This is a genomic window from Helicobacter sp. MIT 11-5569, from assembly GCF_000765695.2.
Classification (GTDB): Bacteria; Campylobacterota; Campylobacteria; order Campylobacterales; family Helicobacteraceae; genus Helicobacter_D.
The window spans coordinates 1-2,008 of sequence record NZ_JRPB02000033.1 but is presented as its reverse complement, the minus strand read 5'-3'; the positions used below and the strand labels follow the sequence as shown (position 1 = coordinate 2,008).

The window sequence follows — 2,008 nt, the reverse complement described above, 5'->3', positions numbered from 1 at the left end:
TAAATTCTCTCCACTCAAACTACCATCTAATCCTTCTCCTAAGATAGAATATCAAAGAGAACAATGGGAAGGGATAGGAGAAATAAAGAAGAGTAGTAAAGTTAATAAGAAAGTAGAGGTGGGGAGAAAGGCAAGAAATGTAGGAGAAACAAAGGGGTATAGAAGCAGTATTTCTCTACACTTCAATGGCAAACTTTTGACAATCATTATCAATAAAGATGATAAAGAGGTGCAAAGAATCTCTTTTCAAGCAGTTAGTGGCAGACCTAAAAAAGATAATGGAAAGCATTATTTTACCTATGAAAAAGAAAGGCAAATGCTAAAAAATGAAGGACCTATACCTGAGGGAGAATATTATATAGAAATTAATAAGATTTCTAGTGTTCCATCATATCGTTTAGATAGACAATATGGTTGGGGTGATAAAAATGTTCCCATAGAATTAAATAACCAAGAAACTTATGGGAGAGATGGATTTTATATCCATGGTGACTGGAGTGCTGGTAGTGCAGGTTGTATAGATTTATGGGATAGAAATGAGTTATTCTTTGAAAATCTTATAGAGTATAGCAAAAAATTAAATATAACCAAAATTCCTTTAGCGGTGAAGTATGATAATGCCATTATGGAATGTTCGGATAATCTATTGGGTTTGATAAAACAATGCGAGGCTAAACAATGATTGATTTTGCTATAATTTTGTGGAATGTTTTTATCTTTGTGCCAATACTCATTTTTATTTTTTTACCCAAATGGAGATTCTTTGCTATTATTTTATCATGTGCCAATTTGTGTTTTGCATCTGTGAATAATATAACTCTTGTAAATAACGACAATCTATGGGGATTATTGCAAACAGAAATAGAAGTTTCTAAACATATATTTATTGTTTATCAAAGCATTTTAATTTGTTTGTTTGCTATTTTATTGTGTATAGCATACAAATACATTAAACTTCGTATAATAATTTTTATATATTTTATTTTGTGTAATATGCTTTTACCATTTAGTATTGTAGAAAAATTTTTATTTGGGAGGTAGAATGCGATGATTCTTTTTATACCAAATATTGCTAACCAATAGATTAAGGAGAAATCAATGAAACTCACTTGGCAAACAGCCTTTAAAGCTTTTATTGCTTTGTTTTGGGTAACCAATATTAGCTTGTTGCTTTACGGTGCAATGAGTTCAAGTAAAGGGATTGCAAACCACTTGCTTGGTGATTTTATGTCCCAATTCTTTTTAATAATTGGTATATTGGGTATATTGAGTGTTATTGTAGAAATATTTTATAAAAATATTATCTATAAGTATTTTGTTTTATCTTTTTTACTTGTTTCTTATTTCTTTTTTTTTCGAGATTACTTTTCAGTTTTTTAACATAAAATCATCTTTTTCGAAGGCTATGGATTTATCTAATATAGAATTGCATTACACTATTAATTTTATTCTTATAATTTTATCAACTCTTGGGATTTATGGACTATTAAAAAACAATAAAAAAATTATTTATTTTGGTTTTTTGTGTTCTTTAATGTATCTTATTTTATATATCTTATTTTATGCGCTCATAAGATGGAATCATTAAGAGCAGGATCTGGTGGTTCAACCATAGAAATAGGTAATAAAAAAATCCACAACAAGGTAAAAGAAGATGGCGATTGGTAAAGTGATACATAAATATGGTTCATTGTTTCCTGATTTTGATGATTTTGAATATGGGAAAGATGATGAGTTTTGGGAAATGGAATTATTTTTACAAATCCCAAATATCACAAAAACTGATATTTTAGAATATTTTGAGCATATCGCTTTGGATCGGGTATCCATAGGTGAATGTGATTCCCACTTTATGCCTATACATTATTTGAACATAAATAACGAAATAACAGACAACGACCCTAATCCCACTTATATTAGCGAATACATTAATGTCATAGGACAACTCTTCCTAGCAGGTTATATTGATTTTGGCTCATATTGTGATGATGAGGATAGGAGTAAGATA

General features: G+C 29.2%; 2 protein-coding genes and 1 pseudogene. All 3 read left to right on the top strand.

The genetic code is table 11. The annotated features are described in order from the left end of the window. On the top strand, window positions 1-682 hold a 682-nt coding region (locus LS70_RS09795), incomplete at its 5' end, for a tlde1 domain-containing protein (RefSeq protein WP_138109447.1). Window positions 683-1,098: 416 nt separating this feature from the next. Next, the gene (locus LS70_RS09790) at window positions 1,099-1,380 is read left to right on the top strand and encodes a hypothetical protein (protein WP_034291446.1); all 282 of its coding nucleotides are present in this window, start codon (window positions 1,099-1,101) and stop codon (window positions 1,378-1,380) included. 274 nt (window positions 1,381-1,654) lie between these two features. After that, window positions 1,655-2,008, top strand: a pseudogene (locus LS70_RS09785) (hypothetical protein); the annotation flags it as partial.

Coding starts and splice junctions, on each gene's coding strand:
- LS70_RS09790 (WP_034291446.1), top strand. CDS start 1,099: ATGAAACTCACTTGGCAAACAGCCTTTAAAGCTTTTATTGCTTTGTTT.